Raw genomic sequence first — 24,015 nt, forward strand, 5'->3', positions numbered from 1 at the left:
TGGGAGAGGGTGCAACAGAGTGGCAATGTCTGGATGAATTGGATGCTAATTTAGCAAATTTAATCCCAATGATTTCGTAACGACTAATACTTTAGGGTTTTTTCTTGTTCCTGTAATAGAAAATTCTTACTCTGGCTCTAGTGACAAAATGAAGTGGGGTTTCTAAACAAGCGGTATGGCAGTGCCCATTCTCAACCTTTTAGCGGCTGATGGTTCACGACAGCAAATTCAACTGGGGCGCGATCGCCTGCTTATCGGTACCGACCCCCAAAGCCAAGTGATTCTCGTCGGTGAGGGGATTTCCCGCCACCATGCCTTGATTATTCCCACGGAGACGGGTTATCAAGTGGCGGATCTTGGGAGCGCCAGCGGCACTTTTTTGAATGGTACGAAGCTGCGGCCACGCACCCCTGTGGCTCTAAAGGCGGGCGATCGCCTACAAATCGGTGACTTTGAAGCCATTTTTGATCCAGATGGCATGGCAACAACGGAACTGCCGGGCACGGTGGTGATGGGGGCTGCCAGTACGCCGATCTTGCAGGTGGCAACGCCCCAGTGGTTGCAGGAATTTCCGCTGCTGAAGGAGGAACTGGTTCTCGGTCGGGATCCGAAGGCGGACATCACCATTGACCATCCCTTTGTGTCCTTTCACCATGCCAAGCTGGTGCGATCGGGAGAGCATTACAAAATTATTGACTTGGGCAGCAAGAATGGCCTTCACTGGCGAGGCACAACGATTAGCGAACATGCCTTGGCACCGGGGGATGTGATCCATGTGGGGGAATTCCTGCGGCTGACCTACTTGTTGATGCCCGCCACGGAGGTTGTGGAGCAAACGCGCCCCCTCCAACTGCGCGATCGCCAGCAGGTGCGGATTGGCCGAGATCCCAGCAATGATATGGTACTGGATCATCCGGTCGTCTCGCGGTTTCATGCCCGCCTCTACCTTCAGGAAGGACAGTGGTACATTGTCGATCTCGACTCTGCCAACGGCACCTTCATCAATAACCAGCGCCTTGAACCCCGCAAACCCGTGCCTTTACCCACGGGGGCTTTGGTGCGCATTGGCCCCTATAGCTCGCTGTTTACGCCCGACGAAACCATTGTTCCCCACAATGACAGTGGTAATCTGCGCCTCGATGCCATCCACCTCAGCAAAACCACGGCCAAGGGGGCGAAGCTGCTGCAAGATATTTCCCTTTCAATTTTGCCCCGCGAGTTTGTCGCGATTGTTGGCGGCAGTGGTGCCGGTAAATCAACACTCCTCGATGCCCTCAATGGCTTTCGTCCTGCTACGGGGGGTACGGTACTTGTCAACGGCTATGATCTGTACCGCTACTTTGGCACCTATCGCACCCAGATTGGCTATGTGCCTCAGGATGACATTATCCACAGCGAGCTAACGGTGGCTCAGGCCTTGGACTATGCGGCACGACTGCGCTTACCTGCTGATTTTAGCGATCAAGAGCGACAGGAACAGGTGAACCGCGTCCTTGCGGAATTGGAGTTAACATCTCGTCGCAATGTACTGGTGAAACAACTGAGTGGCGGTCAGCGCAAACGGGTGTCGATTGGTGTGGAATTGCTCACCCGCCCCAGTTTATTTTTCTTGGATGAAGCCACTTCTGGCTTGGATCCGGGCACAGAAACCCAGATGATGCGGCTGTTGCGGCAGTTGGCAGATCAGGGGCGAACGATTTTACTGATTACCCATGCGACTAAGAATGTCATGCTCTGCGATTTGGTGGTGTTTTTGGCACGGGGCGGCCACCTTGCCTATTTTGGGCCACCGGATCAGGCCCTTAGCTATTTTGATGTCCAAGATTTTGATGAAATTTACCTCAAGATTGAGAGCGAACCAAATCCAGCGGTGTGGCAGCAGCGCTATCGCCGGTCTCATCTGTATCAAACCTATGTGGTGGAGCGGCAGCGTCCCCTCAACGTGGATACGGGGGCAACCCGTCAAGTTCAACCGCAACGCCAAAAAGCAACGATTCCCCAAGTGGCACCGTGGCGGCAGTGGTGGATCCTCACCCAGCGAAACTTGGCCATTTTGCGACAGGATCGGGCGGCACTCATTCTCATGCTCTCCCTCGCGCCGATTTTGGGAGCCTTGGATTTTGTCCTCTGGAAGCCAACGATTCTCGATCCGGATCAGGGGGATGCGGGGCAGGCATTTACGATGGCCTTTGTTACTGTGCTGATTGCGGTGATGGTGGGCAGCCTAGCGACGATGCGGGAAATTGTTAAGGAACTGGAGATCTATCGCCGCGAACGGATGGTGGGGTTGGGGCTGTGGCCCTATATTTTCTCCAAGCTTGGCCCAGCAGTGGTGCTGGCACTGTACCAAGCAGCGGTTTTTTTGGCGGTGAAGTTTTTGGCGATCGATCTGAGCCTCGGTATTGGGGCGATCGCTGGCTTGTATCTAACGCTGTTTCTGGCCACCTTTGGTGGCATGGTGATGGGGTTACTGGTCTCTGCCCTCTCGCCGACGCAAACCGTGGCTCCCTTGTTAACGATTCTCTTTTTGGTACCGCAGATTACCTTTGCTGGAGCAATTATTCCTCTGAAGGATCTAGGGGGCGTGGGCAATCTAATCAGTGATGTGACGTTGACCCGCTGGAGTTATGCCAATGTGGTGTCCCTCTTCGGTTTTGGTCAGGATGTGGCGCGGGATGCCTGCTGGCAGCAATCCAAATCTGAACGGGAGAAACTCAGTCCTGAAGCCCTAGAGCAATGTCCGTGTTTTGATGATAACCTCTTTCAACGTTGCCGCTTTCCCGGCGTGCGCAAGGAGTACCACCCCGCTGTAGATGAACCCGAACCCCCACAACCTCCGGAACCGGGTGATCCACCGCCACTGCCCAATTCGGTCTTAGAGTTTGATCAGGCCTATCGCGATCGCGTCGAGGAGTACAATCAACGGGTCAAAGACTATCAGGCGGCCATGGAGCGCTGGCAAGACCAATTTGCCCTCTGGAAAGAGCAGCGGGGGCGGGCGATCGCCAGCGGTGAAGCTCTTATTGATCGCTTTTGGAGTCTTCAGAGGCACACGTTCAACGCCAATGTCACCGTCAATAACCTGCGCTTAGGGGGCATTATTGCCCTCATGCTGGGACTAGTGGGGGTCTTTCAAAAACGCAAGGATGTGCTTTAGGCTGCTAAGTGGGCAAAGGCTCGGCTCACTGCCCCTAAGGCCATATCAATCTCGGCAGCACTGACAATGAGAGGAGGGACAAAGCGCACCACCTGCGGCCCCGCCGGCACCAGCAATAGCCCCTCAGCAAGGGCAGCTTTGACGACTTCAGCAGCGGTGAGGGGGGTGTCGGGTTGCAGTTCCAGACCGTTGATCAGTCCCCAGCCGCGTACCTCAGCAATGAGCTGGGGATAGGTTGCTGCTAGTTCGCGTAGTCCTGTCCGCAGTTGCTGCCCGCGATCGCGCACATTTTCGAAGAGATTCTCTTTTTCAAGGGTTTCACAAACCGTGAGCGCTGCTGCCGTGGCCAAGGGGTTACCGCCAAAGGTACTGGCATGATCCCCCGGCTGAAAGACAGCACAAAACTCCTTGGCAATCATGGCACCAATGGGAACGCCGCCAGCAAGGCCTTTGGCGGAGGTGAAAATATCGGGTTCGACACCGAGGGTTTCATAGCCCCACAGGAATCCGGTGCGACCAATGCCCACTTGCACTTCATCAAAAATCAGGAGAATGCCTTTTTCGGTACAGAGTTGGCGTACCTGCTCAAAGTAGGGGCGATCGCCAGGACGGACTCCCCCTTCTCCCTGTAACGGTTCCAACAGAATAGCGGCCACTTGGGGCTGGGATCGATCTAGCTGCTCAACAAGAGTCTGCAATGCCGCAAAATCGTTGTAGGGAACATAGGCGAAGCCGGGCACTAGGGGGTCAAAGTGTTGTTGGTATTTGGGTTGACCCGTAGCGGTAATCGTGGCGAGGGTACGCCCGTGGAAGCTAGCCTGTGCCGTAATGATGATCGGGTTGGCAATGTGGCGAACGGTATGGGCGTATTTACGGGCCAGTTTAATGGCGGCTTCGTTGGCTTCAGCCCCGGAATTGCAGAAAAAGACGCGATCGCCGCAGGAGTGAGCCACCAACCACTGCGCCAGTGCCCCCTGTTGGGGAATGTAATACAGATTTGAGACGTGGTGTAGCGTTTGCATTTGGCGGCTGACTGTCTCCACCAAAGCCGGATGGGCATGACCGAGGGTACAGGTGGCAATTCCCGCCACAAAGTCCAGATAGCTGCGGCCTTGATCATCCCAAACACGGCAGCCTTCACCGCGCACGAGCGTAATGGGAAAGCGGCCATAGGTGGTCATCACCACTTGGTCAAAGGCATCGGTACTGAAGGACGTTGGGAGAGCAGCAACCATTGACTCTGGACTCAAAGCAAAAACTTCCTGCTATCTTAGCATCTCCCTCTCGCTGTGGCAGGGGAGTTACAGGTCTCTCTAGAATTAGTGCTTATTGACCCCCAAGGATTGCTTCGGTACACTACACCTAGTATTCCGCCATTGAGTCCTGCCCCTATGGTGCAAAATCCTCCCCGTCCTCAAACCAGCTTCCCCGCTACGGCTCCCACAGCCTATCCCGTGTTTTACCGCACCTACAGCCGCCAAAATGAAGCGGGCGAGCGGGAGAGTTGGCAACAGGTGTGCGATCGCACCCTGCAAGGACTACAGGAAGTGGGGCACCTCACCGCAGCAGAAGTTGCCCTTCTCCGGGAAATGCAGCAGGACTTGAAGGCACTGCCCTCTGGCCGTTGGTTGTGGGTGGGAGGAACGGATTGGGTGCGCCAGCCCGAGAACTTTTCCGGTGCCTACAACTGCACCAGCACCAATGTCGTGGATTGGGATTCCTTTGGCCTGATGATGGACTTGGCCATGCAGGGCTGTGGCACAGGGGCGATTCTAGAGCAGAAATACATCTCCCAGTTGCCGCCGATTTGCAATCGCCTTGAGGTGACTGTCATTGGTCAAATTGGTCAAACCCCCAAGGAAGCGCGTCAAGAGCAAACAACTGTAATACTCACGGGGCAGACCTGTCAAATCAAAGTGGGGGATAGCCGCCAAGGGTGGGTGAAGTCCTACCAAACGCTGCTTGAACTCGCCAGCAACCCTCAACTCGCTGGTTCAGTTCAGGTGACGATTGACATTAGTGATGTGCGTCCTACGGGCGAGCGGCTCAAGGGGTTTGGGGGAGTTGCCAATCCAGTAAAGCTGCCAGACCTCTACCATCGCTGCGCGGCACTGTTGAATGCGGCGGTGGGTCGCCAGTTGACCTCTGTGGAGTGTTGTCTGCTGATTGATGAGGCAGCCGTTGTGGTTGTTGCTGGCAATGTGAGGCGTTGTTTGCCTGAGGATGCTTTGGTACACACAAGCAAGGGACTGATCCCTATCAAAGACATCCAAGTGGGGGACTGGGTGCAAACGCCCTTAGGGTTTCGGCAAGTAACCCAGAAATTTGACCAAGGCTACCAAGAGGCTTATGAAGTAATAACAAATGGTCCCTTGCTGCGAGCTACCCTAAACCATCGGATCGCAACTCTTGCGGATGTTTCAGGGGGAATTCACTGGAAATTTGTCAATGCCTTAAACCCGGGCGATCGCCTGCTTCACAATACTCAAGTTTTACCCGGTACAGTTACTCATTTGCCATCAGACTTTACTGATTCTCGACCACGCGGTAGTCATACTTCTCAAGCAATCACTATTCCAGAACTGACGGCTGATGTTGCTTGGTTAATTGGCTTTACCCACGGGGATGGTTATGTTAGCTTGGGACGCAACAAGTACAACAAACCCTTTGGTAGCATTTGTTGGGTTTACAACAGTTTAGATTCCAAGCTTGCTCAGCAGATTCATACTAAAATCAACTGTGCTCTTACTCTCTTCGGTGTACAAGCCAGACAAGAGTGTATTGAAGGTGAGAATACCTTGCGATCGCGAGTAACCTCTATTCATCTTGCAGAATACTTTCACCGCTATATTAAGCAACCTAAACAACCGTTAGAAGTCCCTAGCTTTATCTTGCAGGGAACGGTTGAGGTGCGTTGCGCTTACTTAGCAGGTCTAGTGGATAGTGACGGTTCTGCCTGTGGGCGGCCACCTTACCTATTAACGACTGTATATCCTAAATTTGCTCGTCAAGTTAGCGCTCTTTTATCTAGTTTGGGAATTGCTGTTCGAATCGGTGTCACGCTCCCCCAAAAAGAGCATTGGCAACTCAAATATCACCTCAAACTACCAGCTTTTAAGGCTCGCTACAACAGTCTCATTGCACCGTATTCCTTGAAAGGTAAAATTCATCAAGGACAGGAAGCCCATGGCTTTACAATTCCTGCAACCATGATGCGGGAAACCTATACCTATAGCCAAATGCGGGAAATGGGTTTTGAAGGTTCCCGAAGCGTGGATGCCAATTACGAGAGGTATATTGCTGAAGCTGAAGTTAGTCTTGATATTCCCGTAACAGTAAAAGAACTAGGCAGCTATGACTATGTTCAGACCTATGATATTGAGGTCAAAGATGCCCACTGTTTTTACTGTGATGGTTATCTGATGCACAACAGCGCTGGTATGCGTCAGGGGGCAAGTGAGGATGAAGCTTTTGCCCAGGCTAAACAAAATCTCTGGCAACAGGATGAGCAAGGCAATTGGCGAATTGATCCGAAGCGGGATGCGCTGCGGATGGCCAACCACACCCGTGTCTTTCACACCAAGCCCAGTCTCGAGGAATGTATCAATGCCGTGCGCAGTCAGTTCTATTCAGGGGAAGGTGCCATTCAATGGGCCGGGGAGGCCGTTGCCCGCGCCAATGCCGATCTTTTGACTACAGCGGATCTCAAGCAGGCCTTCCTCCGTGCCTATGAAAATCAACAGGGGGAGGCGTTTTTGCGGCAACTGTTGCCCACTATCGATCAACGGGAGCTGGCTCACCGCTTGGGTCGTTATGGCCTCAATCCCTGTGTTACAAGCGATACGTGGGTACTCACAGAAGTAGGGCCGCGCCAAGTCAAAGATTTGATCGGCCAACAGCACGGCACCTATGTCAATGGCAAATTGTTTAGTACCACCGCCGCTGGCTTTTTCCTGAGTGGTATCCAGCCAGTTCTCAAACTCACCACCCGTGAAGGCTATACCCTACGGCTCACCGCGAACCATCGTTTGCTGAAAGTGACCGCCCAAACCCCGAAAAGACAATACACGGAATGGGTAGAAGCAGGTCAATTGCACGCAGGCGATCGCCTTCTTTTGCACAATCACCGTGATCTAACTCCTTGGGGTGGTAAGGGAACTTGGGAAGAAGGCCGTTACACCGCTCAAGCCCTTTATCAAGTTGCCATAGGAAGCGCTGCTGTGCAAACCCAAGCAGCAGGCTGTTTCACAGGGATTGAACACCGCCAAAACGACTGGATAGCTGTACTCCCCCATAGCTTAGAAAAGAACTTTCGCCTAATCACCATCGAAGAAGGCAGCTATGCATTCTACTGCGGGTTCCTCCGAGAGATTTTCGTGACGACTCAGTTAACATCAATACCACGGCTGCATGTCACACTGGGGGATCGACAACTAGCTTCACTTATTCAGCGCATGCTACTGCGTTTGGGAATCGTTTCGGTGGTTGCAGAATCATCCCTAGTTATCCAAGGGGATAATCTCACAACGCTGGCTCGGGTTCTGGAATTGGGGGCGATCGCCCATAATGACTCCTTACCTCCCGAACGCTTTACAGTTGTCGTTGAGTCAATTACTCCCGATGGCATTGAGCCAGTGTATGACTGTACCGTGCCCGGCCCGAATTGCTTTGATGCCAATGGCTTTGTTGCTCACAATTGCGGTGAAATTATTGGTGCTGATTTCCACTGCAACCTTGCGGAAATCCACCTGAATCAAATTGATCCAGCGGATACGATCACACAGGAAAAAGCCTTCAAGGCTGGTGCGCTCTCAGTGGCAGCGCTATTGAACCATCGCTTTGTTGTCGATCGCTATCAATACTCCCGCGCGATTGATCCCATTGTTGGCGTCAGTTTTACGGGGCTATTTGACTTCTGTGTTCATGCCTTTGGTGTGCCTTGGCTGGAATGGTGGGCCGCGGGACGACCGGATACCCCCCAAGGGCGCGAATTCAAAGCCCAAGAGGCAGCCTTCCTGCAACGCTGGCGGCAAATTGTCCATGAGACCGTCTGGGAGTATTGCGATCGCCACGGCCTCAAGCGCCCCAATCGCTGTACCACCGTCCAACCCTCCGGTACCAAATCCCTGTTGACGGGTGCCTCTCCCGGCTGGCATCCCCCCAAAGCCCAACGCTTTATTCGACGGATTACCTTCCGCAAGGGCGACCCCGTGGCCATGGCCTGCTATGACTTTGGCTACAATATCATTCCCTCCCAGTCCGATAAGGATGAGACAGGGAAACTTCTTGATGATCCCTTTGATCCACGGTGTACCGAGTGGCTAGTGGAAATTCCCGTTGCCGTCTCTTGGGCAGATCTGCCGGGGGCAGACACGATTGATATTAGCCAGTTTTCGGCCTTGGCGCAGTTTGACTTCTATATGCAGGTGCAGCAGCACTACACCACCCACAACACCAGTGCCACCATTGAGCTACGGGAACCTGAAGTCGAACCCCTTGCCACGGCAATTTACACGGCGATTCAGCAGGATCAAGGGTATATCTCTGCGGCGCTCTTGGCACGCTTTGATGCCCATGAAACATTCCCGCGTCTGCCCTTTGAACCCATTAGCAAAGAACGGTACGAGCAGGAAGTCACTGCGGTTGCTCGGCGCAAGCGGATCCATGATTTCCATGAAGCCCTCTCCCGCTATACCCAACCCCTCATGGAAGCAGGACCTGCGGGCTGCGACTCCGATAAGTGTCTAATGTCCTAGGAAAAGGGGGCAAACTCGCCCCTCTATTTAGGCAACTTTGTAAACCAGTTCTTCTTGGCGCGATCGAGTTGGCCTTGAACCATTCCAGAGACCATACTGAAGTCTGCCCCAGAAATATCGGCACCGGTAAAGTTGGCTCCTGAGATCGAGGCATCCTGCAATTTTGCTCCCTTCAAATTTGCCCGCTCAAAGTTGGCTTGCACCAGATAGGCACCGCAGAGATTGGCATCACTCAGGTTAGCTCCTTGAAGATTGGCTTCCCGCAAGACCACATTGGTGAGGATACAACCCTTCAAATCAGCATTGGTAAAATTGGCATTGGCAAAATTGGCACCGGAGAGATCGGCATTGCGCAATACCACATTGGAGAGGTCGACATCCACAAAATCCCGTTCTCCCCGCTTATAGGCCGTTAGCACTTGGGCAGCCGTCATCCGTACGGTGACTTTGGGGCGCAGATGCTGACCCGAGCCTGCCCCCACAACTGGCGGCCCACCCCATGGAGATCCTGTCATCCGCGATTGCCGCAACCGAGCTGCTGCAGCATTTTGACGCACAGAGGAGGCATAACTAGAGGACTGAGCTGATCCACGGGGTCGGCCTTGGCTGGGAGGGGCTGCAAGGGCATTACTGAGGTCATCATCCTCTGCTGTAACGGTAGGGGCAGCCAGCGCAGGTGTTTCTTGGCAATCAAGGAGCTGGAGATCGGCTAGGACATCGATCGCGCTTTGGTAACGGTTTTTAACGCTATCCTCCAGCATTTTGTCGAGGAGAGCGGCAAACCCAGGGGAGATATTTTTGACGTACCGCTTCCAATGCCATTCCCCCGTGTGCGGATCTCGCTCAATCTCTTTGGGTGATTTACCAGTGAGGAGATAAACACAGGTGACACCCAGAGCGTAAATATCGCTGGCATAGATGGGACGCATGGCCATTTGCTCCGGCGGCGCATACATGGGCGTTCCCACGGCAAAGCTGGTAAATGTGGATAGCTCTGGGGCATTTTCCACCATCGCCTGGGTGACTTTGTCTTTGACTGCACCAAAGTCAATGAGCACTAGCTTGTTGTCAATATCACGGCGGATCAAGTTGGCAGGCTTAATGTCACGGTGGATCACACCATTTTTGTGTAGGTAATCAAGGATGGGCAGCACTTCCTGCAAAACCTGCTTCACCTCTTCTTCGCTTTTGGGGCCAAAGCGTTTGACCTCCTGTTGCAGGGTGAGGCCACCCACATATTCTTGGATGAGATAGAACTCATTTTCATTTTCAAAGTAGCCAAGCAAACGCGGCAGTTGTGGATGGTTGCCAACTTTGCCGAGGGTGGTCGCTTCCCGCAAAAAGAGTTCCCGCGCCATGGCCAAGATATGGGGAGCAGTGGCGGCTGGCCGTAATTGTTTAATCACACAACTGGGGTTGCCGGGCAGTTTTGTATCCACGGCCAAAAAGGTAGTACCAAACCCTCCCCGCCCCAGCACCTTAATGGCTTTGTATTGATCGTTGAGCAACAATTTGCTGCCACAGGATTGGCAAACCTCTACATGATCGGGGTTTTCTGGCTTGACACAGTTTGGGTTTAGGCAGTAACTCATAGGCAGCCAAGGGGATGAATAGCACGTTCAACAGGGGGAAGGGTGATAGGGTGACCTGTTTTCAAGTCACAGCTCACAGGAATGTGCCCCCACCGCTAGTATGATTCAATAGCTTCCACAGGACGACTCCGTACTTTTACGATACTCTTTTTTCTTTGCCTCACCCTATCCGTGAAATTACGGAAGTTGGACAAAACGCTTACAGCCCTTTCCTAAAATATGGGATGCATAGGGACGAAGCTGATCCTGCTCGACAGTAGCTTTGACTGTTTTAAGGGTTTCCCAACCTTGTGAAAAGAGCCTTCGGTATGATACAAGGGTAGCACTTCATCATCCCTGCTGTGGCTTTGGCTATGACCCCGCTTGTGACAACTGATGCTAAAGATTCGCTGTGCGATCGCCAGCAGGTTTTGGCGTGGTTGACGGAGAATGTGCCTGCACCTCGACTCCAACATATCCTGCGGGTAGAAACGATGGCAGCGGAGCTAGCCCTACACCACGGTTTGGATGTGGATCGCGCTGCTTGGGCGGGGTTATTACACGATTTGGCAAAGTACTTTCCGCCGGAGCGGCTATTGAGCATGGCACGGGAGGCGGGGCTGCCGATTACGGAGGTGGATGAGGCGGATCCCCACCTGCTTCACGCGGATGTGAGTGCCCTTGTGGCGCGACAGCAATTTGGTATTACCGATGAACAGGTCTTAGCAGCCGTTGCCAACCATACCTTGGGTCAACCGGGAATGGATGCCTTGAGTTGTGTTGTGTTTCTGGCGGATAGCTTGGAGCCGGGGCGAGGCCAGACGGTGGAGCTAGAGGAATTGCGCAAGGTGGCTCACCAAAATTTACAGGAGGCGGTGTGGCGGGTGTGCGATCGCACGCTGTTGTGGTTGGTTGACCAGCACCGTTTAATTCACCCCCGCATGATCCTCACCCGCAACTGGGCAATGCAGGTGGCACCAGCAAAACCGAAAAAGAGCGAAAAGAAAGGCGCCGCCAAGGTTTAGAGGCCTTGCTACCCTAGAAAACGGGTTTGATCTCGGAGTTGCGTTATGACCACTGCTTCAGCAAGGGCTGTTCCCGGTATTTTCTCAGGTGAATTCATTCAGGAAACGCTCGCTTTGACCCGTCGCCTGTTTATCCAACTGCAACGGCGCCCTTCAACACTGGTGGCGGGGGTGGTACAACCCTTGATTTGGCTGATCCTCTTTGGGGCTCTCTTCCAGAATGTGCCGCAGGGTCTGTTTGGCGAGAGTACCAATTATGGTCAGTTTCTCTGTGCCGGTATTATTGTCTTTACCGCCTTTAGTGGCGCCCTCAATGCGGGGCTGCCGGTGATGTTTGACCGTGAGTTTGGCTTTTTGAATCGGCTGTTGGTGGCGCCATTGGCTTCGCGGTTTTCAATTGTGTTGGCCTCGGCTTTGTTCATCACAACCCTGAGTTTGATTCAGGTGGTGGCGATCGCCAGCCTAGGGGTGCTGCTAGGGACCGGGCTACCGAATTTAGCGGGCATTGGGGTTGTTTTGGCCACCGTACTAATCTTGGTTTTTGGTGTGACAGCCCTAAGTCTCGGACTCACCTTTGCCTTGCCCGGTCACATTGAACTGTTGGCGGTGATTTTTGTGATCAACCTGCCGTTACTCTTTGCCAGTACTGCCTTGGTGCCCCTGTCGTTTATGCCGCGCTGGTTGCAGTGGATTGCCAGCCTCAACCCCCTCAGTTTGGCGATTGAACCGATTCGCTATGTCTATTTACATCCTGACTGGCAGTTTAGTGATGTGGTCATGGTGGCGCCTTGGGGATCCCTAAGCTTGGGAGCAGCGCTGCTGATTCTTTTGGCGGTTGCCGTAGGGATGAGCCTACTCATTCAACCCCTGTTGCGGCGGCGCTTGGCCTAGACCACCCGCAGCGTGAAGCCTTGGGTACACCACTCCCGCACATCCAAGCAAAACTCATTCCCCTCCGGTTCACTGCTGAGATCCCCTAGCAGACCGAGAACCAAGGCAAGACTATCCTCACCAGAAATTAGCAATGGCTCTGAATGGCTAGGGTGGCTACTCAGTTGGCTAAAACGAGTCAGGGGGCGGTGGCTGCTGATGATAAAGACCTTCAGCCATTGGCAAGGACGATTCAGCGTCCACGTATAAAGGGGAATATTCAAGCCCGGCGCAACCACCAACTGCCACGACTGCGTTTGCAGTGGCAGCAGGAGAATCCCCTGACTGCTATCCCAAGCAACGGCAACAATGTTGAGGGGGCGATCGCCATAGTTGTAGAGGCTCCAGCGGCAAGTATCCCCCTTGGCCAAGGTGAGGGGGGTGTCTAAGTTCGTGGCTGGCAGCTTGGTGCTCAGAACCTCCGGCAGGGGATTGGGGCTGCGGGGGGGGGATTGGCGGCTCAGGAGTTTTGCGGTTGGCGATAGTTGCTCAAGGGTTGTACACACGGCCACCTGACTAGAGGTGGGGTTCAAGGTCAGTGTCAGCCATTTTTGAGCCAGCAGGGCATTCAGCAGGGGGTTCAAGCGACGGATGCTGGCTTTGGCGGCTTCATTGGTCCCTGTGCAACTGTGTTGGAGCAACGTTCCCACCGGCCATTCCAATCCATAGCTACCCCCTGTGGCACTTCTAGTGAGAACCACATCTGGCAGCGACTCACTGCCGTTGAGCACAGCAACGTTCTCTTCGTTGGTCAGCGCATTGATGGCATCTACCCGCTCAATCTTGCTCAGCTTGGGGTCTAGTGCCACTTGTAGCTGCAGATTTTTCCCTAGGCGCCGTTGTTGCTCATAGAGGCGATCGCCCACTTGCAGGGGCTGACCACTTACCCCCTGAGCCATGATGCCATTAAAACTAACCATGTCAACGACCGTGGCACCATCGGCAGTGCTCCAACGACTGTGGGGATGACAATGGGCTAATAGCCAAGGACTGAGGCCGCCACACCAGATTTGAAGGGCGCGATCGTGACCGGTACTTTGCACCACACCATCAAAGCCGTGGGGTAGGGGGACATTCCCCGGCAATCCATCGCTGACGAGATGAATTTCTGCCCCAGTTTGCCAGCGCAGTTCATCGGCGGTGTACATCAGGCTGGTCGCCAAGGGGCGATCGCCCCCCAAAGCCGCTAGATAATGGCTCAAACTAGCAGTAAAGAGTCCCATAGGAACGCCATTCAGGTGCGTTTCTACCCCCAAATCGACCCAGAGCAGATGATCCTTGGGAACTTGGCCTGTGCCACGGCTCTCTACAGGTTGCAACGGCACAAATCGCCAGCGCAACATCTCCCCCTCAATGGGTGGCGGGCTAAAGCGGGTGTCGAGCCATACCTGTACCCCTTTGGTACGCAGTAATTCAGCAAGCGGTAAGATGCCCTCACCTGCTGCTGTGGCATCGGCGAAAACCAGTGCTGGTTGTTGCTGCCAAAGCGTGCCGTAGCCACTAAAGTAAACTAACAGGGGCTGACCAGCGTGCTCCAGCACCCCTAGGGTTTCTTGAACCGCATCGAGGGTTGCCGCCTGTTCCGTCAGTAGCGTAATGTCACTGTCCGCTAGCCCCCAGCCATCTAGCAATAGGTTTTTCACTAGCTCAACATCCGTTAGACAACCGCCTAAAGGGGGCACACCCACCAACTGGGGATAGTGGTTAATGCCAATCAGGAGTGCTCGCCACGGACGAAGAGAGTCTGCCAAGGAGCCGCCTGCCGTTTGCCAAACCCACGGCATCAGTGTCAGTGCCGCAGCACCGTACAAAAAAGAACGACGGCTTAACCTCATGCCTTACCTCCCAGCAGGCCCATCCTCAGATTCGAGCACAGGCACGACAACACTTATGAATTAGGACTAGTTCTATTCTCAAAGGTTGTGGACGCAATTCAGCGCACAGCGAGCATAAAACGTCAATTTTTCCTAGGGGTCTTCCCCCCGCACAATGAAGCAGACGCGCTGGCCAATGGTTACCGCATGATCACCAATGCGCTCTAGGTTGCGAATCAGCAGCAGGAGGATTAAGCGCAATTCCACTGGTTCTTGCGGATCCAAAGGGGTGCAGAGTCGCTCATAAAGACGTTGATAGTCGGCATCGACGGCATCATCGCAGTTGGCAAGGGCTAGCCCGACCTCAGGATCCAAATTAGCAATGGCGGATAGGGCTTCCGATAGTAACAGTTGCGATCGCTGGAACATCACGCGGATGTCCTCAAGGTAGGGTGGGGGTGGATAGCGCAGCAGCGTTTGACCCGCACGGCCAATTTCAAGGGCATAATCGCCGATCCGCTCTAGATCGCGGCAGAGGTGCGAGAGCATGACCAAAAATCGGAGATCCTCGGCCACAGGGGCTTGCAATGTCAGCAGGGCGATCGCCTCACGATTGAGTTCTTGGGCGCTGCGGTCAATGTCCCGCTCCCTTTGGATCAACTGCTCGACACTGAGGAGATGTCGCTCAATCAAGACACCATAGGCCAACTGACAGGCACTTTCCACCAGTGTCCCCAGTCGCAGCAAGTCACTGCGCAGACGTTGTAATTGCCGTTCAAAATGGGTGGCCACGGCCTCAGACCAGCTCTTTGTAACATTAAGCCTAATAAAATCGCAACGAGTCCACCATTAGCGGTATCTTCAAATTGAATTGGTATTAATAAGTTCTTTATCGAAATAAATTCGGGATACATTCAGTGACGACACCACAGTGCTTTTCTCAAATACGGGGTACATCGAAGGAAATGGGAGGCTATCCTAGGCCAGCTTCTGCTGTGTTGAGCAGGTGCCATTATTGCGAAAAGAGCTGTAAAGTGAGGGCAAAAGACTGTGAGGCTTCTAAGTAAGCTAAATTAGGAGACCCCAATTCATGGAGGCGGGTTTACCGTCCCTGTTTCAAGTGTGTACGCCCCGTGCGGATGTCCGTCAAGAGCAGATCGTCGACTCAGATTTCGCGGCAGATTTAGCGCAGGTGATTCGCGGTCAAGCACCACCCGCCTATCAAGACCCACAGCAATTTTTTGCCCATACCCATCCCACGCGGGGATTGCGGCAATTACTCACCAGTGTTTGCCAGCGACTTCAGGGCAGCCATGAGCAGGTGGGGGCAATTTTTCGCCTTGATACCAGCTATGGCGGCGGGAAAACCCATGCCCTTATCGCCCTGTGACATATCCTAGGCAATCTTGCAAATGCTAGTCACCTCAATGAGTTTATTGATCCAGCCTTACTGCCTCGGCAAAAGGTGGGGGTTGCTGCCTTTGATGGTGAAAATGCGGATCCGCTCAACGGTCGCCAGTTGGCACCGGGCATTTTGGCACGCACTCCTTGGGGAGAAATTGCATGGGCGTTGGCGGGACAGGAGGGAAATGATGCCTTTGTGATTCTGGCCTATGTCTGTCAACTCCCTGAGACGAAAACAACCGTCTCGTGGCAGGGTAACTGTCAGACAGTGGCGGGCAGTCACCTCGAATTTGAGTACGAGGGCAATCTCAATGATCTAGGACCTGTGAAGGACTTTTGGGCAGCACAGATGCGAGCAGCCAGTGAGAAAGAACTTCATGCCACCTACGCGATCGAGTTTTTCAAAGGGTTAGAGTTGGCGGGCAATACCCCAGAGCAGGTCACAGAACGCCTCTGTCGCCAAGGGGTGGGGCAGCCCATGTGCAGGCAAGTGCCTCAATTGCGACCTAGGAGGAATTCACGTCGCGTTTATGAGCAAACGGCGAGCAGTTGCAATCAATACCGGTACAAACCCATGAGCCGCCTCAAGCGCTGAAGCTAAAATTGCCGCATCTTCAACGTATTCATGCACCATTTGATTGCGCAGCTTACGCATATCTATCCAGGCTTGGGCATCGAGGATCAGACCCAGTTTTTCAGCCCGATCCAGATTCTGGGCAAACGTTGCCGTACGCTCGCCGTGCACAGCCAAATAGGTCGGCAATAGCTTATCGCCAACGGTATCTTGGAGACGACTAAAGCGGCAGACAAAAGCATCCACTCGCTCGGCTAAATCCTCATCCTCAGTCAATTGACGAGCACGCTCTGGTGTAAAAGGCTGGTCAAACAAACGCCGGTCAGTGGCTTCCAAGCGTAGAATTTCCCGCTCTACCAACTGGGAGAGATACTGCCAGCGGGCAGCAAGTCGCGAATCGAGCATCACAGAAGAATCCCCTCTTGACGGGCAACCTCGTGGATGGGCAAACGGAGGAGATTGGGTGCCGCTAAAACCACATCAACATTGCGTTCATCCAAAAAGCGGCTGATTCGGCCAGCAAGGCGGGCAGCCAGTAGAGCAGGCGATACCACTGGATAGGGCAGTTCCACGAGTAGATCGACATCGCCGCCCCGCAGATCATCGTAGATACGAGAACCAAAAAGGCGAACGGTGGCTTCTTCGCCCGCCAATTCGCTGACAATAGAGCGAATGCCAGTCACTTGTTCAGGTGTTAAGCGCATGCGATCGCCTGCTCATTCCTCTATTAAATTGATCTTAAGTCGAGACTGGGCCTAAGATTGCCGTTTGGGTAGTGCAGATTTTCATCAGTGGGCACGGGCAGCAGCTAAACTGCAAGAACTGGGCATTGATCCTGAGACCTTAGAGATGTAGCATGACCCCAACAACGACAGCGGCTCCCCTTCCCAGCCTAGAGTCTGCCCTTGGCCAGCCGAATTATCAACTGCGGGTGACCTATAGCCGTGCCAGTGATCTGCACATGGAGGTGTGGCAACTACCTGCGGTAGCAACGCCCGATCTGGTGAAGCCCTTGCGTTTGGGGGGCTTAGGAGGACGACATCTTGCCCTCATTGAAGAGCGGGTGCTACAGCAATTGGCGCGATCGCGCGTGAAGCTGGGGAAAGTACTGCCCCATGAACCTCAGGTGTATTCCCTGACAGAAGAGGTGGCACTACGGCTAGGGTTAATTTTTCGGGTGTTGGCGCCGATGCGCAGTCGCGACAAAATGATGGCCTGTGTGATGGGGATTGAGGAAATGGGACAGGAGGAAGCGGCCTATTGGTTGGGCATGGCACTGCATCACCAGAATCCTCGGCGGGTCTTGGCAGCACTACGATTGTTGTTGCAGGAGTAAAAATTAATTTGGCTCCAAAATCTTAACAAGAATCCGCATCAAAGTCTCAAGATCGTCGGGAACGCGGTACAGGGTTAGGCTTTGTTGAATTTGCTTTTGCGCTCGATGCAGGAGGCCAAATTGCCAAATATCCCCGGTGGAAACTGCCCCTTGCAGGATGGGCTGCGGACTCTCTGTCTATTGGTCGAGGGCAATCAGTTCAACGGCCAGTTGGGTAAAGCCTTTGGCAAGGTCAGCATTTTGGGCTTCAACCACCAGCAGCTTGCCGACAGCGTAAAGGTAGTAGTCGAGGGAGCCTTTAAGCTGGTCACTGACGGTGAGGGGATACTCGATGCGCAGTTGAGCGTAGTTGTCGAAAGGTATAGGACTGTGCGGGCTAGAAAATAGCAGGTCTAGTCATCTTGCAGTCTGTTGCTTGGTTCCTGCGGCATCGCTCTTTTAGTGTAGCTTTTGGCTTTGACTGGACGGAGAAAAAAGGCGTAGCGGTGCATATTGCATCCTTACTCCAATGGATAAAACTTAGGCAAAGATATTGTGGGATGAGCACTGATGAAAACGAATCTTGAGGCTATCAAGCAAGCGATCCAAGGCGCGATCGCCAGTGAAGCAGTGACGGTTGAAGTTTCACAAACAGGCTCTCAACTCACAGTGATTTTCAATCGCCCTAGGGACAAAACAGTGGACTTTACGGCTCTAGCGGATCAAACTGTGGATATCCTAAATCGGCAACCCTTGGGACGGATCAACTTCGTGAAATTTTATGGGCGCAAAACTGGGGGAACCCCTGAATGGGAATATGCCGAACCGCTATCCCCCCCACCCCCGCAAGCGGTTATTCAGGAAACACTGCAAACAGGTCTCTCGGAATTTGGGCAGCGGTTTCAGTTCTATAATCAAACCATTACGGCGGCATCAGCCCTTGCGATCTTCCTCATGCTGTTGCTGGGGGGACTTTTCCCGAATAGCAAGTGGGAGTACAAGACAGTATATGTTACGGCAAAAACAGTATCTTTAGGTGCGTACCCAAAATTTTCCGCAAAAGAAGTTTCCCTGATGGAGTTGGAGAGTGAGGTAGAAAAGCTGGGTAAGCAGGGTTGGGAGCTAGTGGATTCTTTTGTGGAGGATGAAACGGTGCATCCCAATTTTGGCAACGAGGAATACGTAACAGGTTTGCAGCCCAATGTGCGCCCCAATAGGGTGGTGTTGCTTTTTAAGCGGAAGACGTGGTTTTAGATAGGGTTCAAGCAATGACAGGGTGGCAGGGGCGATCGCGCCGTGCCCGCGTGCTGAGTGTGCCGGCTGCCCTAGAGGAAAAGTTACTGCCCTTTGCCCCTGCAAGCCCGCCGCCTGCGGGAAACCCCAACGCTCTATACCCCTCAAGTCGCAAAACCTGCCCCCACCCCTGAACCAGTTCTGACCTGTTCGCCCCGTGCTTTGGTTTGGCATTATCTGTATGATGCACCGCGTCATTCCCCAGCGGGCGATCGCGTGGATGTGGCCTACCTTGCCTCCGGCCTACCCCAAGCGGTGCGGGTCACCACTGATCCTGAGTACTACGATCAGCACTGCGATAGCGTTGAACTTTGGTCGCCGGGCAGTCCCCTCTTTCCGCCACCGGTGATGATTCCCGAACCAACCCCTTCCAAGGGCATTACTCGTGGTGAATTTCTAGCGTTGCTTGGCGATCGCCAAAAATAGCCGTGCCAATGCGCACCATGGTTGCCCCAGCTTGCACCGCAAGGGGATAGTCCTGCGTCATACCCATGGAATACTCCTGCCACTGCAGCTGCTGCCACGGTTTTGTACGCAGTTCCTCGCCCCAAGCCCGCAATTCCTGAAAGACTTGCAATTGCTCTGCGGGGGGCAACCCCAAGGGCAGAATCGTCATCAGGCCACAGCAGCGCAGATGGGAGAGGGCATCGAGTTGGGGAAGGGCTGCTTCCAGTTTGGATCTTTCCCAGCCGTGTTTTTGGGGGTCGGGGCGGAGCTTCACCTGCAGTAGACAGTGGGGACTGGGGGCGTCGGTTTCCCTGAGAATGGCATTGATGCGCTCAGCTAATTTCCAGCGGTCAACGGTGTGAATCCAGTCAAAGAGTTGCAGCGCCTGCCGCACTTTATTGGTTTGCAGATGGCCAATGAGATGCCAGGTAATATCCGTGAGGTCAGCCAATTCAGTGCGTTTACTGGCCGCTTCCTGGACGCGACTTTCGCCAAAATCCCGAATGCCGGCCTCGTAGGCAGCCCGAATCGCGGCCGCTGGCATAAACTTACTCACGGCAATGAGGCGGACATGGGGGGGAAGTGTTGATTTGAGGTGGGTGGCGCGATCGCGAATTTCAGCAGCGGATAACACAGGCAATTTGCGGGCAAGGATGCTTTTTGATCCTAAAACCCTGTTGCAAAAAGTGAAACCATGGCAGGATTTTGAGTTTCCTTGACTAGGCTAGAGGGTAGGATTCAGAACGCTGCTATGGCTGTGCCCCTCAAACTCTCCCTTGGCCTCATTGGTTTACTCGCTCTCGGTACCCTTTTAGCGGGGAAGTTGCTCTCCCCAGGAGAAAGCTTTATGTCCTCTGCCCAAGGTCAACCCAATTGGGGAATTGAGTCAAACCCCTCGCCACTCCCTAAACCTGAACCACCACCGCGCGTTTCTGTGGCTGACTACGATCGCTACCGCCAAGTCATTGAGCGCACCCGCAGCATGATCCACAACTCAGAAGCGCGGCGGCTTGCCGAGCAATATGGCTTGAACATTCTTGACATCACATGGGAGGACACCGCTCGCTACCACCACTCTGCCGTCGGCCCTAATATCAGTGACATGACGATTCAAATTCAGCAGTACAACCCACGCACCAAGGGTTATGAACTGAGTCTGATGCCCGTGATTCGCTTTCCCAATTTTAGCGATCGCACAGCGGATATTCCCCTCGAACGCTTCTTTATCTTGGTGGGCAATGAAAAGGGCAAGCCGCTTCAACGGGTCAACCTCAAGGAATTTCTCGGTAACTTCCGCAAGTATCTCCACAATCCCCGCTCCTGGGCAGGGAATCGTCGCTCCCTTTTGGCCGATCGCGATAGCCATGTGCTGGTGAGTGCCCAAGCCTGTTTCCTACCCATTCCACCCCAAGGGGAAGCCACCTTTAACCCTGTGCTGTTTAACTACCAGAGCTACGAAAAAAATCCAGCGGTTTTAGCAATTCTCGTCACTCGCCAAGGTACCAGCGCCACCGTTATTGACAACAAGCGGGATGCCTTTGAAGCGGGGCAGACGTGGGGGCAGCGACTGTTTTTCAATAAGAATGGCGAACGGGCGAGCCTAGTGGGACAACGCGCCAGTGATTTTGGGGTGAGAACTGGTGGTGGTGAGATTACCTCTGCCCAAGCGGAAGCGGCGGGGATGAATATGGTGATGCTGATCCAAGTGCCCCTGAAGCAAGCCCCTCGGCCCCGATCGGTTATGCCCCCTTTCTCGATGCCCGCCCCCGCCCTCATGGAGGCAGCACCTAGCGCTGGTCGTTCCAATGTGGAGGCGGCAGTCATTAGTTATGGCAAGGTGGAAGGCCCCTTCACTGAAATTGATAACCTGCCGATCGAGCGGGATCCCCGCTTCCCCATCCGCGTCACGGTGCAATTTTATAAAGCCACCGATAATGGCGTTGTTGCTGCCGAGGATATGCGCCACATCAAGGATCAAATTGCCAAGGTCTATAGCAATGCCGATTATGTCGGCAGCCTCGTCATTGATGGTGACACTGGGCGCCCCACGGAATACACAGGCAGCAAGCAGCAACCCCCCGGCTGGTGGGACGACTTCTGGCAACGGCACCAACAAAATACTGGTCAAACCCGTGAGGAAGCCCTAGAAATGTTGCGGCGATTGCGGGGCAAAGACTGGATGCCGAGGTCGCAAGGGGAATTGGAACAGGCACTGAAGGCGCTGCAAAATTCGTCCCAATAGAGCTAACGCCGCTGCTGCTTACTTACCCATTTGCGACTAAAGCGCAGTTCCATGCCGACGCCCTCTGCCCAGACTTGCAATTGCTTGAGGAAGGCTTGGCGATCGCTCCCTTGGAGAACGGCCAATTGATCCGCCGCTTCGAGGGCGTAGGGGTACCCTTGACCCGTAATCAGTTCACCGCAGAGCCAGCGAATCACCTGATCCAGTAAGCCCGCTTCGTAGAGCCACAGGGGGAGTTCGAGGCGCACAGGATAGCCCTGATGGGCCTTGAGGTAGCAAAAGCCAATGCCCTTGGCCCAAGGGCCATACCGTTCGAGGATGCCCCCGCGATCGCAGATAAACACAGGGGAGCGATCGCCCCATTGGGTCAACACCGTGCTCAACAGTTGGGCATCCGAGAGGTGGGGACTCGGCGCCAGCTGCTCCAGATATCCCAAAAGGGTCACCAAATCCCGTGCCTGAGAGCTATCAATATAGGCCACCAAGGGAATCTGGTGTTGCCGGCTCGCGGCAAGGGTTTGGCACAGTGCCGCCACATATCGCCTCTGCCACTCGGGGGCATAGGACTCGGCAAACGTGGCCACAAAGGAGCCATCAAACAATAGTAATGCGGGTGCGGTTACCTCGGCCATGCGCTCCCGTAGGGTTTTTAATTCCAGTTCAAAGCGGCGCAGATGGATATAGCGTTCGTGGAAGCGATAAATTTGCGGCTGTCGCAACTGTTCTTCCGCTTGGCGCAGTTCCGCTGGTGTAATTAGTTCAAGGACAATTTCCTTGGCGTAGGGGCGATCGCGCCGATGGGGATTGAGAAACCACCCCGCCTGTACCACACCCACGGGCAAAAATAGCTCTTCACTGGGCACAATCTGGGAACCATCCACCGCCACAGTGGTGACATCCATGAGTTGAGTCATTGCCCACTCCTGCGCCGCCTGACGATGGGGCCACTGTACCCCCAAGGGAATGCGCCACCCCTGAGGCCATGGTTCAATAGGACGTGCTCCCCAATCTGAGATCTGCGGATCAATGGCAGCGGTGATGTCGGCAATGGTTTGCTGCTGCCATGTCTTGAGAGCCTGTTGGTAGGCCTGTCGCACCTGAGCTAGGGCGGTGTCATAGCTGAGAAATTCGGCCTTTTTATGATTTAGTTGCTGCACCAGTTGGGAAAGGGGTAACACCATGACTGGGAAAGACTAGAGAAACGCCTGTTGCTATTCTCAACGGAATAGGTATGGGTTTGCCTTGTGTCCCCTCCTGCGGTAGATATTAAGGTGTTCACTGACCCTCCCCCAAAAACTGTGAAGGCACTCACTCTCCTTGGCTCCACTGGCTCCATTGGTACCCAAACCCTTGACATTGTTGCCCAATATCCCGATCGCTTTCGTGTCGTTGGCCTTGCGGCGGGTCGTAACTTGGAGCGACTGATTCCGCAAATTCGCCAATTTCAGCCGGAGATTGTCAGTATTGCCGATGCCAAGCAACTGCCAGAGTTAGAGGCGGCACTGGCCGATCTGCCCCAAAAACCGCAACTGGTGGCGGGGGAATCCGGTATTGCGACGGTAGCGGCCTATGGGGATGCCGATGTTGTGGTCACCGGCATTGTTGGTTGTGCCGGTCTGGTGCCGACGATCGCCGCCATTAAAGCGGGTAAAGATATTGCCTTGGCCAATAAGGAAACGCTGATTGCCGGTGGACCCGTGGTTTTGCCGCTGCTTCAGGAGTACGGTGTCAAGCTCTTGCCCGCTGATTCTGAGCACTCGGCGATTTTTCAGTGTTTGCAGGGGGTGCCCGAGGGAGGACTGCGGAAAATTATTCTCACTGCTTCGGGAGGCGCTTTTCGTGATTGGCCGGTGGAGAAACTCTCGCAAGTGACGGTGGCCGATGCCCTCAAACACCCCAACTGGTCAATGGGACCCAAAATTACTGTGGACTCGGCAACCCTGATGAATAAAGGCCTAGAGGTGATTGAAGCCCACTACCTCTTTGGCATGGACTACGACAATATCGAGATTGTGATCCATCCCCAAAGCATTATCCACTCGCTGATTGAGTTGCAGGATACCTCCGTGCTGGCGCAGTTGGGCTGGCCAGATATGCGGTTGCCGCTGTTGTATGCCCTCTCGTGGCCAGAGCGAATTCCCACCAACTGGTCATCACTGGACTTGGTAAAGGCAGGAGATTTAACCTTTCGATCGCCGGATCACCAAAAGTATCCCTGTATGGGGCTGGCCTATGCTGCGGGTCGCGCTGGTGGGGCAATGCCAGCGGTGCTGAACGCTGCCAATGAACAGGCGGTGGCGCTCTTTATTGCCGAGGCGATTTCGTTCCTTGAGATTCCCCGTCTGATTGAGATGACCTGCGATCGCTACTCTGCCCAAAACATTAACAACCCTACCCTAGAGGACATTTTGGCCGCCGATCGCTGGGCGCGAGAAACGGTACAGGAGTTGGCACAACGGGGAGTTAGCCCCATGGTTGCGCTATAGA

Annotated in this window: 19 protein-coding genes and 1 pseudogene; 11 read left to right on the forward strand and 9 right to left on the reverse strand. The window is 54.0% G+C overall.

From position 1 onward, the window contains the following. Positions 1-175: 175 nt before the first annotated feature. A complete protein-coding gene (locus QYC28_RS11500) occupies positions 176-3,157 on the forward strand; it encodes an FHA domain-containing protein (RefSeq protein ID WP_302679516.1) in 2,982 nt (993 codons plus the stop codon). Here QYC28_RS11500 and QYC28_RS11505 read toward each other — a convergent pair. Continuing rightward, positions 3,154-4,392, reverse strand: coding sequence for an aspartate aminotransferase family protein (locus tag QYC28_RS11505; RefSeq protein ID WP_302679517.1), 1,239 nt, complete (start codon positions 4,390-4,392; stop codon positions 3,154-3,156). The genes QYC28_RS11500 and QYC28_RS11505 overlap by 4 nt on opposite strands. A gap of 156 nt (positions 4,393-4,548) precedes the next feature. Between QYC28_RS11505 and nrdJ the strand changes: the two genes are divergently transcribed. Continuing rightward, the gene (gene nrdJ, locus QYC28_RS11510; protein WP_302679518.1) at positions 4,549-8,913 is read left to right on the forward strand and encodes a ribonucleoside-triphosphate reductase, adenosylcobalamin-dependent; all 4,365 of its coding nucleotides are present in this window, start codon (positions 4,549-4,551) and stop codon (positions 8,911-8,913) included. A 23-nt stretch (positions 8,914-8,936) separates the two neighbouring features. Here the strand turns inward: nrdJ and QYC28_RS11515 are convergent, their stop codons facing one another. Beyond that, on the reverse strand, positions 8,937-10,505 hold the full coding sequence (locus tag QYC28_RS11515; RefSeq protein ID WP_149820965.1) for a serine/threonine-protein kinase: 1,569 nt from the start codon (positions 10,503-10,505) through the stop codon (positions 8,937-8,939). A 353-nt stretch (positions 10,506-10,858) separates the two neighbouring features. Between QYC28_RS11515 and yqeK the strand changes: the two genes are divergently transcribed. Together yqeK and QYC28_RS11525 are read left to right on the forward strand one after the other, a co-directional pair. Continuing rightward, complete coding sequence (gene yqeK / locus QYC28_RS11520; protein ID WP_149820967.1) at positions 10,859-11,509, forward strand: bis(5'-nucleosyl)-tetraphosphatase (symmetrical) YqeK; 651 nt, start codon at positions 10,859-10,861, stop codon at positions 11,507-11,509. A 45-nt stretch (positions 11,510-11,554) separates the two neighbouring features. Continuing rightward, complete coding sequence (locus QYC28_RS11525) at positions 11,555-12,400, forward strand: ABC transporter permease (protein WP_149820969.1); 846 nt, start codon at positions 11,555-11,557, stop codon at positions 12,398-12,400. Here the strand turns inward: QYC28_RS11525 and QYC28_RS11530 are convergent. Together QYC28_RS11530 and phoU are read right to left on the reverse strand one after the other, a co-directional pair. Next, the gene (locus tag QYC28_RS11530) at positions 12,397-14,274 is read right to left on the reverse strand and encodes a caspase family protein (protein ID WP_302679519.1); all 1,878 of its coding nucleotides are present in this window, start codon (positions 14,272-14,274) and stop codon (positions 12,397-12,399) included. The two genes, QYC28_RS11525 and QYC28_RS11530, sit on opposite strands and share 4 nt — an antisense overlap. Before the next feature lie 132 nt (positions 14,275-14,406). After that, positions 14,407-15,045: a phosphate signaling complex protein PhoU gene (gene phoU / locus QYC28_RS11535; RefSeq protein WP_302679520.1), complete on the reverse strand. Its 639-nt coding sequence runs from the start codon at positions 15,043-15,045 to the stop codon at positions 14,407-14,409. A gap of 298 nt (positions 15,046-15,343) precedes the next feature. Here phoU and QYC28_RS11540 point away from each other — a divergent pair, with 298 nt between their 5' ends. Both QYC28_RS11540 and QYC28_RS11545 read left to right on the forward strand, forming a co-directional pair. Continuing rightward, positions 15,344-15,643 carry a hypothetical protein gene (locus tag QYC28_RS11540; protein WP_302679521.1) on the forward strand — a complete coding sequence of 100 codons (300 nt, stop codon included), beginning with the start codon at positions 15,344-15,346 and terminating at the stop codon, positions 15,641-15,643. Between the two features lie 75 nt (positions 15,644-15,718). Beyond that, positions 15,719-16,252, forward strand: coding sequence for a hypothetical protein (locus QYC28_RS11545; RefSeq protein ID WP_302679522.1), 534 nt, complete (start codon positions 15,719-15,721; stop codon positions 16,250-16,252). Here QYC28_RS11545 and QYC28_RS11550 read toward each other — a convergent pair. Together QYC28_RS11550 and QYC28_RS11555 are read right to left on the reverse strand one after the other, a co-directional pair. Further along, on the reverse strand, positions 16,175-16,636 hold the full coding sequence (locus QYC28_RS11550) for a hypothetical protein (RefSeq protein ID WP_302679523.1): 462 nt from the start codon (positions 16,634-16,636) through the stop codon (positions 16,175-16,177). The two genes, QYC28_RS11545 and QYC28_RS11550, sit on opposite strands and share 78 nt — an antisense overlap. Continuing rightward, positions 16,636-16,935, reverse strand: a complete 300-nt coding sequence (locus tag QYC28_RS11555; RefSeq protein WP_149820981.1) for a nucleotidyltransferase domain-containing protein — start codon at positions 16,933-16,935, stop codon at positions 16,636-16,638. The genes QYC28_RS11550 and QYC28_RS11555 overlap by 1 nt, the downstream gene beginning before the upstream one ends. Positions 16,936-17,087: 152 nt before the next feature. On the opposite strand from QYC28_RS11555, the gene QYC28_RS11560 reads away from it, so the two are divergent. After that, a complete protein-coding gene (locus QYC28_RS11560) occupies positions 17,088-17,567 on the forward strand; it encodes a hypothetical protein (RefSeq protein ID WP_302679524.1) in 480 nt (159 codons plus the stop codon). A gap of 3 nt (positions 17,568-17,570) precedes the next feature. Here QYC28_RS11560 and QYC28_RS13220 read toward each other — a convergent pair. Beyond that, positions 17,571-17,915: pseudogene (locus QYC28_RS13220) on the reverse strand (hypothetical protein); the annotation flags it as partial. Positions 17,916-18,116: 201 nt separating this feature from the next. On the opposite strand from QYC28_RS13220, the gene QYC28_RS11570 reads away from it, so the two are divergent. Both QYC28_RS11570 and QYC28_RS11575 read left to right on the forward strand, forming a co-directional pair. Further along, the gene (locus QYC28_RS11570) at positions 18,117-18,800 is read left to right on the forward strand and encodes a DUF4177 domain-containing protein (protein WP_302679526.1); all 684 of its coding nucleotides are present in this window, start codon (positions 18,117-18,119) and stop codon (positions 18,798-18,800) included. 93 nt (positions 18,801-18,893) lie between these two features. Further along, positions 18,894-19,265 carry a hypothetical protein gene (locus tag QYC28_RS11575; RefSeq protein WP_286668740.1) on the forward strand — a complete coding sequence of 124 codons (372 nt, stop codon included), beginning with the start codon at positions 18,894-18,896 and terminating at the stop codon, positions 19,263-19,265. On the opposite strand, the gene QYC28_RS11580 is transcribed toward QYC28_RS11575, so the two are convergent. Beyond that, positions 19,219-19,920, reverse strand: a complete 702-nt coding sequence (locus QYC28_RS11580; protein ID WP_302680070.1) for a YggS family pyridoxal phosphate-dependent enzyme — start codon at positions 19,918-19,920, stop codon at positions 19,219-19,221. The genes QYC28_RS11575 and QYC28_RS11580 overlap by 47 nt on opposite strands. A 117-nt stretch (positions 19,921-20,037) precedes the next feature. Here QYC28_RS11580 and QYC28_RS11585 point away from each other — a divergent pair, with 117 nt between their 5' ends. Then, positions 20,038-21,528 (forward strand): hypothetical protein, encoded by a 1,491-nt coding sequence (locus tag QYC28_RS11585; protein ID WP_226971962.1) that lies wholly within the window; start codon positions 20,038-20,040, stop codon positions 21,526-21,528. Positions 21,529-21,530: 2 nt separating this feature from the next. Here QYC28_RS11585 and QYC28_RS11590 read toward each other — a convergent pair whose 3' ends face one another. Next, a complete protein-coding gene (locus QYC28_RS11590) occupies positions 21,531-22,709 on the reverse strand; it encodes a DNA double-strand break repair nuclease NurA (protein WP_302679527.1) in 1,179 nt (392 codons plus the stop codon). A gap of 117 nt (positions 22,710-22,826) precedes the next feature. On the opposite strand from QYC28_RS11590, the gene QYC28_RS11595 reads away from it, so the two are divergent. Continuing rightward, positions 22,827-24,014, forward strand: a complete 1,188-nt coding sequence (locus tag QYC28_RS11595; protein ID WP_286649661.1) for a 1-deoxy-D-xylulose-5-phosphate reductoisomerase — start codon at positions 22,827-22,829, stop codon at positions 24,012-24,014. Position 24,015 lies beyond the last annotated feature (1 nt).

It is taken from the genome of Thermosynechococcus sp. HY596 (assembly GCF_030518715.1).
GTDB lineage: Bacteria > Cyanobacteriota > Cyanobacteriia > Thermosynechococcales > Thermosynechococcaceae > Thermosynechococcus.

Excerpts from the sequence above, each read along its gene's own strand:
- QYC28_RS11555 (WP_149820981.1), bottom strand. The coding sequence starts at position 16,935 with ATGCGCTTAACACCTGAACAAGTGACTGGCATTCGCTCTATTGTCAGC.
- QYC28_RS11570 (WP_302679526.1), top strand. The coding sequence starts at position 18,117 with ATGAAAACGAATCTTGAGGCTATCAAGCAAGCGATCCAAGGCGCGATC.
- QYC28_RS11540 (WP_302679521.1), top strand. The coding sequence starts at position 15,344 with ATGGAGGCGGGTTTACCGTCCCTGTTTCAAGTGTGTACGCCCCGTGCG.
- QYC28_RS11500 (WP_302679516.1), top strand. The coding sequence starts at position 176 with ATGGCAGTGCCCATTCTCAACCTTTTAGCGGCTGATGGTTCACGACAG.
- QYC28_RS11525 (WP_149820969.1), top strand. The coding sequence starts at position 11,555 with ATGACCACTGCTTCAGCAAGGGCTGTTCCCGGTATTTTCTCAGGTGAA.
- QYC28_RS11560 (WP_302679524.1), top strand. The coding sequence starts at position 17,088 with ATGACCCCAACAACGACAGCGGCTCCCCTTCCCAGCCTAGAGTCTGCC.
- QYC28_RS11505 (WP_302679517.1), bottom strand. The coding sequence starts at position 4,392 with ATGGTTGCTGCTCTCCCAACGTCCTTCAGTACCGATGCCTTTGACCAA.
- QYC28_RS11585 (WP_226971962.1), top strand. The coding sequence starts at position 20,038 with ATGGCTGTGCCCCTCAAACTCTCCCTTGGCCTCATTGGTTTACTCGCT.
- yqeK (WP_149820967.1), top strand. The coding sequence starts at position 10,859 with ATGACCCCGCTTGTGACAACTGATGCTAAAGATTCGCTGTGCGATCGC.
- QYC28_RS11590 (WP_302679527.1), bottom strand. The coding sequence starts at position 22,709 with ATGGTGTTACCCCTTTCCCAACTGGTGCAGCAACTAAATCATAAAAAG.
- QYC28_RS11550 (WP_302679523.1), bottom strand. The coding sequence starts at position 16,636 with ATGCTCGATTCGCGACTTGCTGCCCGCTGGCAGTATCTCTCCCAGTTG.
- QYC28_RS11515 (WP_149820965.1), bottom strand. The coding sequence starts at position 10,505 with ATGAGTTACTGCCTAAACCCAAACTGTGTCAAGCCAGAAAACCCCGAT.
- nrdJ (WP_302679518.1), top strand. The coding sequence starts at position 4,549 with ATGGTGCAAAATCCTCCCCGTCCTCAAACCAGCTTCCCCGCTACGGCT.
- QYC28_RS11530 (WP_302679519.1), bottom strand. The coding sequence starts at position 14,274 with ATGAGGTTAAGCCGTCGTTCTTTTTTGTACGGTGCTGCGGCACTGACA.